Origin of the sequence: Rhodococcus sp. (in: high G+C Gram-positive bacteria) (assembly GCF_049286785.1) — a bacterium.
Taxonomy (GTDB): domain Bacteria; phylum Actinomycetota; class Actinomycetes; order Mycobacteriales; family Mycobacteriaceae; genus Rhodococcus_F.
In genome coordinates this window covers 1-6,257 of sequence record NZ_JBAQEO010000448.1, presented here as the reverse complement: position 1 = coordinate 6,257, position 6,257 = coordinate 1, and the positions used below count along the sequence as shown (strand labels likewise).

Here is a 6,257-nt window from a genome sequence, read left to right as displayed (position 1 = left end):
GATCAGTCGCGACGAACTCGTCGAACTCACTTCCGCGCACTACCGGCGGTCGCGTTGACACCAGAGCTGGCTGGGCGCTGTTCGGCACCGAGATTACTTCCGGGCGCGACCCGCGGCCGTGTCACCTTCAGAGACGTCAGCCCGGGCCTGACAGGTCCGGGCAGACAGAGCAGTCGAGCTATACGGGAGGGGGAGTAGGCGGTTCTTTCGAACCGGAGAACAGCATGCCGAGCATATTCTGAATGAAGTGGAGCACGCCCTCGAGTGAGCCCATAAGATCTTCCTCTCAGTCTCTGTCCATTCCACTTGATGCCTGCGTCCGACTTCCGCGCCGACGAAACCCCACGGTAGTCCAGGGGCTGGACCCTTCGCGGACATTTCGCGGAAAACTGACTCTTCGCACTTGTTTTGGGGGCGTGATGTTGTCCGACCTCATACCGTGTCGGTGATTGAAAAAGGGCCCGCGCCATTGTGAGCTAGGTGTTCCGTGCTGGCAATTGTCACCGTATTGATGCTTGCGGCCATGGTGTTCGCCGCGGCCGCATCCGGCAGAGGGTTTCGGTGGTACACCGGCGCGACCGTCCTGCTGCTGATCGTATTCGGCGGCAGGCGGCTTCGCGCCGCGAGGTCTGCTGCAGGCCCGCTCGACGACACGGACAGAACTTCCCTTGGGAAGCGGATTCGGCGAATTCGTCCACCGAGCGGCCTTCAACGATAGATACTGTTCTTCCCCATCCCGACCCCACCCTAATGTTAGGAGGGCGTATGTCAGATTCCGGCCGCACCGCAGTGTTGTGTGACGCACCTCGAATCGCCCTCACATTGGGCGTCATCGAGCCTGATCTCGCCCAGTCATTGATCGCTATCGCCGCCCCAGTCCTCAGCACGGCGTTGGTGAGTCAGCGTGCCGGCGAAGCAACGAGTCTCGGACGGACCTGCGAAGTCGCCAAGTTCGCTCACGACCATAGTCCAACTGTGAGCGCGATCGTCGATGCGATGAGCGTTGGCGCCGGCATCGATGCCCGCCTCAGCGAGAGTTTGAATGTTATCCGCTATTCCGTTGGAGGCCAATACAAACCGCACTTCGACGCGTATCCACTCGTTCTGGGCCGGAGGTACACCAAAGGCCGAGGCCAACGTACTCATACCGCAATCGGCTACCTCAACGACCAATTAACCGGCGGCGCCACAATCTTCCCACGGCTAGGCGTGGAAGTCACACCGCAGACCGGTGCGATGTTGATGTTCGAGAATTGCACGCGCCGGGGGATCATGCGGGATAAGAAATCGCTTCATGCAGGGGAACCCGTGCGGCGTGGCGAGAAATGGGTTGCCACGCTATGGTTCCGGCAACGCCCCGGTTAGCAGACCGGAAGACTCGACTGGTGTAATTCCTGTCACCCGCTCGGCTTCCATGATCGGCATCGGCGACGACCTCGTGCGCGGTGTGCAAGCCGCACCGGTGGTCGCCGGCCATGGTCGCGACGGAGCGGTCGCCGTCCAGGACCGCATGGACCATCATCGTCTTCGCCCGCGGCGCCACACTGCGCCGACACCTGGTCAACGTTCCCGCCCGATTCGCCCGGCCTGCACGCAAACCCGTGCTCCACCTTCCGGCTCACTGGCCACGACAAGCAGACTTGACAACCCTCTGGGACAACATCATCGACTACGAACCACCACTAGCGGCTCGACTCGACAACCCGGCCACACCGGCCCCGACCCGGAAACCAAGTGGACGAGCTGACAACCGGTCAGCAGGCCAACCATGCCCACCAACAGCTTCGCCCGATGACATCACCAACAATCGGACCCGACAGCCACCGAGATCACCGATCCACGGATTCAGGTTAAGAGCGTGTCTCACGTGGATGAAGTGACTTATGGGACATAATGTCACGCGTGGTAGATGGGTTGTCACTGCGATTGGTGCCGGATGCGTTGTGGGAGATCACCGAACCGCTGATTCCGCGATTCGCCGCACGCCCGCAGGGAGGTGGCAGTGCACCGGTCGACGATCGTGCAGCGTTCACCGCGATCGTGTACGTGCTCACCAGCGGATGCGCGTGGCGGCATCTGCCGCCCTCGTTCGGGGTCACCGTTCCGACCGCGCACCGAAGGTTTACCGCGTGGGCGGCGGCCGGGGTGTTCGAGAAACTACACCGGGCGGTGCTCGACCGGCTGGGCAGCGCCGGCGAACTCGACTGGACGGCAGCGATCCTGGACGCGGCGAGCGTCCGGGCAAAAAGGGGGGCTCGCTGACCGGTCCGAGTCCGGTCGACCGCGGCAAGAAGGGATCGAAGATCCACGTCCTGTCCGAGTCGAATGGAATCCCGCTGGTCGTCGAGGTTTCCGGAGCGAACACGCACGACAGCACTCTGCTGCAACCGATGGTCAACGCGATCCCTGCGGTGAAGTCCCGGCGCGGTCCGCGCCGCCGAAAACCGGGGAAGCTTCGAGCCGACAAGGGCTACGACTACGACGTCCACCGTCGGTGGCTACGTGAGCGTGGCATCGTCCCGCGCATCGCCCGGCGCGGTATCGAGAGGAACGACCGGCTCGGCCGGTATCGGTGGAAGATCGAACGCACCATCGCCTGGCTCACCGGCTACCGGCGTTTGACTATTCGTTACGAGCGCCGCGGTGAACACTTCGCCGGATTCGTCCGCCTCGCCGCCGCACTCACCTGCTTCAAGAAGCTCCCCACATGAGACAAGCTCTAAGATGCTCGAGCGGAAGATTTGTGGACGCGCCGGCTTCGCCCCGCTCCGCAAACGAATACTCCTCAGCCGCTGACGTCCTCGGGATCCGCCACGAAAAGTGGGCCAGAACCCATATTTTGGCCACGCTTGCCACGAAACCACGTGATCGAGCGGTACCCCGTGTGATGTGTTTGTGCAGGTACAGACGATATCGTCCTGTTCGATCCTAGGAGTCACCGCCTGTCGTCCGATACGACTCGCGACGTTGGCGGGCCAGATCCGTCAGCAGCGGCTCCGTGGCAGTCGGGTCGGCCCAGTAGCTGCGCCACGCGGTCCGCGCTGATTCCGGAAAGACGATGATGCCCTCCCGGTTTTCGACGCCGGCGAGAATGATCTGAGCAGCCTCGGGCGCGGGAATCGCGTCGGCGGGAGGCTCGACCTCGACCCGCTTCCCGATGATCGGGGTGCCGAAGATGCGTGTGGCAACGTTGCCAGGGCAGACCACCGAGACGTGGATCCCTTCGTCCGCGAGTTCATAGCGCAAAGCCTCGCTCATGCCCGACACCGCGAATTTCGTGGCGCCGTACAGCGACTGGTAAGGCATCGGCACGAGCCCGGCGAACGAGCTGGTGTTGACGATGTGCCCGCTGCCCTGTCGTCGCATGATCGGCAGGGCCGCGGTAACGCCATAGATGACGCTCCACAGATTGACGTCGATGATGCGGCGCCAGTGCTCCGATGTCGCCTCCCCGATCGGCAGGGTGCCTCCGATTCCGGCGTTGTTGAACAGGGCATCGAGCCTGCCCTCCGTGGCGTCGACCTGCTCAATCAACTCCATGACCTGGTTCTCGACGGTGACGTCGACGGTCGCGGTCCGCACCCGGTGCGGGTGGATGCCTTCCAGCTCCGCGAGGCACGAGGCCAAGCTTTCACTGTCTCTGTCTGCCATGGTGACGCGCGCACCGCGCTGCAGCAGCGCGTCGGCGACGGCGTACCCGATCCCCGACGCCGCCCCGGTGACGATGCACACCTTATCTGCGAAGTACTCGTTGGTCATGGTGATGTCCTCGTGGTCGTGCCTGCGCGGGAATGCGGGATTCAGGGCAGGGATCTGGCGAGGTCGGACCGTCCGATGGCGACCTTTTCCACGATCTCGGATCGCACGTGGGCGCCGATGGGGAGCCTGCTCAACGCCGAGATGATATGGGCTTGGAGGGGATGCTGTTCCCGCGTGAGTGCGTCCCACTGCACCGCGCCCTCCCCGTGCCAGCCGGACTTGACGATCGTCTCCTGCGGGAACAACGTGGCGTGGCTGAGCGCCGCTCCCGAGGTCCCTATGTTCGGGATATACCGCCAGCCGAACCAATTCAACTGTGGCTGTTGATTTCTCATCGCTACCTCCTCCGCGGCCATTTCCTGCGTCCGGTGAATTTCGAGTCGGAGGAACCTGGACCCCTCGTAGCTGGCGTTCGTGAAACAGTAGTCGCCGAGTTGGTGGTGTTCCTCGATGTCGGCGAAGACCTTCGGCACGCCTGTCGCTTCGCGTCCGGTCAGCATCGGACAGGTCTTGTTCTCCCACACCACGAGTGCGTAAAAACCTGCGAGCGGTTCCGGTGTGCGGGTGTATACGACGGGCACGTTGACGGCGATCAGATTGTATTGACCTCCGAACATCCAATCCACCGCGCGGCATTTCTCGTACGAGATGGCAAGAATCGGATCAGTCACCTCGAAGCCCTCGGGCAGAAATTGGGCGAGAGCGTCTCCGTCGGTCTCGTAGACGATCATGATCGAGGTGACATCGTCATACCGGTACGCCCTCGGGTTGCCTGATTGCAGTGGCCCGAAATGGGCGGGCATCGAGTAGACGGAATTCTCTGAGAATTCGAACATCGCGACTCCCGTCGACGTGGCTCGCCGCAGCCTCCGACCGCGGCCCGAATTCGGACGGCCGCCAATCCGCCTCGTTCGACCGTAACAAGTGCGGAACCTGCTCGCTCCCGAAATGGTGTCACGATCTCGGGGAAGCGTCGCGATCGGTGTTCGCCGCCATTCGATCACCCCAACCTTCCTCACCGGACAGTGCTTTCTCCGCACCCTCGACGGCACCGGAGATCAGAGAGTCGCGCAACATCGCGGTGTCGAAAGCGTCTCGGCCACCGGTGATGATCTGGAGTGTCTGGAGTGCGCCGTCGAGTGCCACGCTCTTGGCAGCCTCGATCGCTGCGTGCTCGATGATCGACAGAATCAGGTCGCGGATGATGATCCGTATGGTCACCTGCGTGGCCGCCTCAGCGGCTACGGCGCCCGCGGTGCTGGCACCGAGGGTGGGGACGGCGGCCGCGGCCATCGCGACGAGTTCGGCGAGCAGGATCGTCAACGCCGCGATGATCGAGAGTTTCGCGTACTCGACATCTGTCGCCGTGGATTCGCACGAGTCAGAAAGACTGTCGCACAGCCTGATCAGCTGTTCCAGCGCCCCGGTATCCCCATCGAGGCGGCGCCAGTGCTGGTCGATCGCTGCGTCGATGTCGCCCTCGACGGCGGACCGTGCGTCTCGGATCGCGGAGTCTCCCCGCGAGGCAAGGTCACCGAGTCCGGCGGCGGCCGCTGCCCATTCTTCGGCGAGTCTTCGCAGGGAGGTTTCGTCGCCTTCCGGCCAGTCACTGCCTGATGCCAGCCAGGCCACCGGTTTCAACATGCCGGGAATCTCGATGCCCATCAGAGGTGCCCGTCCAGCCGCTGGGCGAACTGGATGTCGGTGCCTTCGAAGGCGCCAGCGGTTTCGCGTAACCGGTCACCGATCCCCGTGAGCACGCCCAGCAGAGTGGTGATCGCTTCGACCGCGGACTCGGACGCGGGCACGTAATCTGTGGCGAATACGTCACCGCCCTCGTCGTTTCCCCAGCTCACACCCTCGGCGTCGAGGCCGTCGACGAGCCTCGCCCGTAGACGCCCCGCGGTGTCGGCCAGTTGATCGAATCGTGGTGCGACGGAGCGTAAATGGTCGGGATCGACCCATAACGTGGCGGTCATTCGCCTGCCCCACGCAGGATCGAGTGTCCCCAGCGATCTTCCTTGCCGGTCTCGGGTTGCGGCACAGGCAGGGGTGGTAGGAGATCGTGCAGGCCAGGCGCTCCGGGAACGATTTCGGACAGGTCGGGTAGTTCACCACGCGCATCGAGTACCGGGGCCATCAATTCGGCTGTCCGACTGCGTGCCTCGGCAACAGCCTGCTGTGCGGCGGCGGTCATCGATCGGCCCAGGTGTTCGGGAGTGGTGCGCCGGAACGCGTCCGACGCCAGGGTCACGCCTGTCAGCACGCCTGCGGCATCGACACCGACCCGGACCAGTCCGTCGGCTGAGAATCCCTCACCCGTTATTCCCGCGATCCCGACACGGGCGAAGTCGAGATCCTGGCGCTGGCGTTGCAGCGTGTCGAGCATGGAATCGATCCGGCATCGCAGATCGTCGTTGCGTGCGCGTCGGTCATCGGACTCGAGCACGTGTCACCTCCGGTGGGGTGTGGACTCACGGAAATTTCCTGTTCGTAGG

The 6,257-nt window shown here is 63.4% G+C and carries 7 protein-coding genes and 1 pseudogene; 3 read left to right on the top strand and 5 right to left on the bottom strand.

All coding sequences use genetic code 11. The features are described 5' to 3' along the window. Positions 1-765: 765 nt before the first annotated feature. The 3 genes and pseudogenes from WAW17_RS16330 to WAW17_RS16320 all read left to right on the top strand — a co-directional run bounded on the left by WAW17_RS16330 (position 766) and on the right by WAW17_RS16320 (position 2,711). Entirely contained in the window at positions 766-1,365 is a 600-nt protein-coding gene (locus tag WAW17_RS16330; protein WP_422333994.1) for a prolyl hydroxylase family protein, read from the top strand. A gap of 164 nt (positions 1,366-1,529) precedes the next feature. Further along, positions 1,530-1,691, top strand: a pseudogene (locus WAW17_RS16325) (IS1380 family transposase); the annotation flags it as partial. 202 nt (positions 1,692-1,893) lie between these two features. Next, positions 1,894-2,711 (top strand): IS5 family transposase gene (locus WAW17_RS16320; RefSeq protein ID WP_422333993.1). Its coding sequence is split into 2 segments (ribosomal slippage): positions 1,894-2,250 and positions 2,253-2,711, totalling 816 coding nucleotides; the frame shifts between segments, so codons are not numbered across the junction. 217 nt (positions 2,712-2,928) lie between these two features. On the opposite strand, the gene WAW17_RS16315 is transcribed toward WAW17_RS16320, so the two are convergent. The 5 genes from WAW17_RS16315 to WAW17_RS16295 form a co-directional block, all read right to left on the bottom strand. Beyond that, positions 2,929-3,759 (bottom strand): SDR family NAD(P)-dependent oxidoreductase, encoded by an 831-nt coding sequence (locus WAW17_RS16315; RefSeq protein WP_422333992.1) that lies wholly within the window; start codon positions 3,757-3,759, stop codon positions 2,929-2,931. A 41-nt stretch (positions 3,760-3,800) separates the two neighbouring features. Continuing rightward, positions 3,801-4,595, bottom strand: a complete 795-nt coding sequence (locus WAW17_RS16310; protein ID WP_422333991.1) for an acetoacetate decarboxylase family protein — start codon at positions 4,593-4,595, stop codon at positions 3,801-3,803. Positions 4,596-4,713: 118 nt separating this feature from the next. Beyond that, complete coding sequence (locus tag WAW17_RS16305; RefSeq protein WP_422333990.1) at positions 4,714-5,424, bottom strand: hypothetical protein; 711 nt, start codon at positions 5,422-5,424, stop codon at positions 4,714-4,716. Continuing rightward, positions 5,424-5,738 carry a type VII secretion target gene (locus WAW17_RS16300; RefSeq protein ID WP_422333989.1) on the bottom strand — a complete coding sequence of 105 codons (315 nt, stop codon included), beginning with the start codon at positions 5,736-5,738 and terminating at the stop codon, positions 5,424-5,426. Before WAW17_RS16300 ends, WAW17_RS16305 begins: the two co-directional genes overlap by 1 nt. Next, a complete protein-coding gene (locus WAW17_RS16295; protein WP_422333988.1) occupies positions 5,735-6,208 on the bottom strand; it encodes a YbaB/EbfC family nucleoid-associated protein in 474 nt (157 codons plus the stop codon). The genes WAW17_RS16300 and WAW17_RS16295 overlap by 4 nt, the downstream gene beginning before the upstream one ends. Positions 6,209-6,257: the final 49 nt, after the last annotated feature.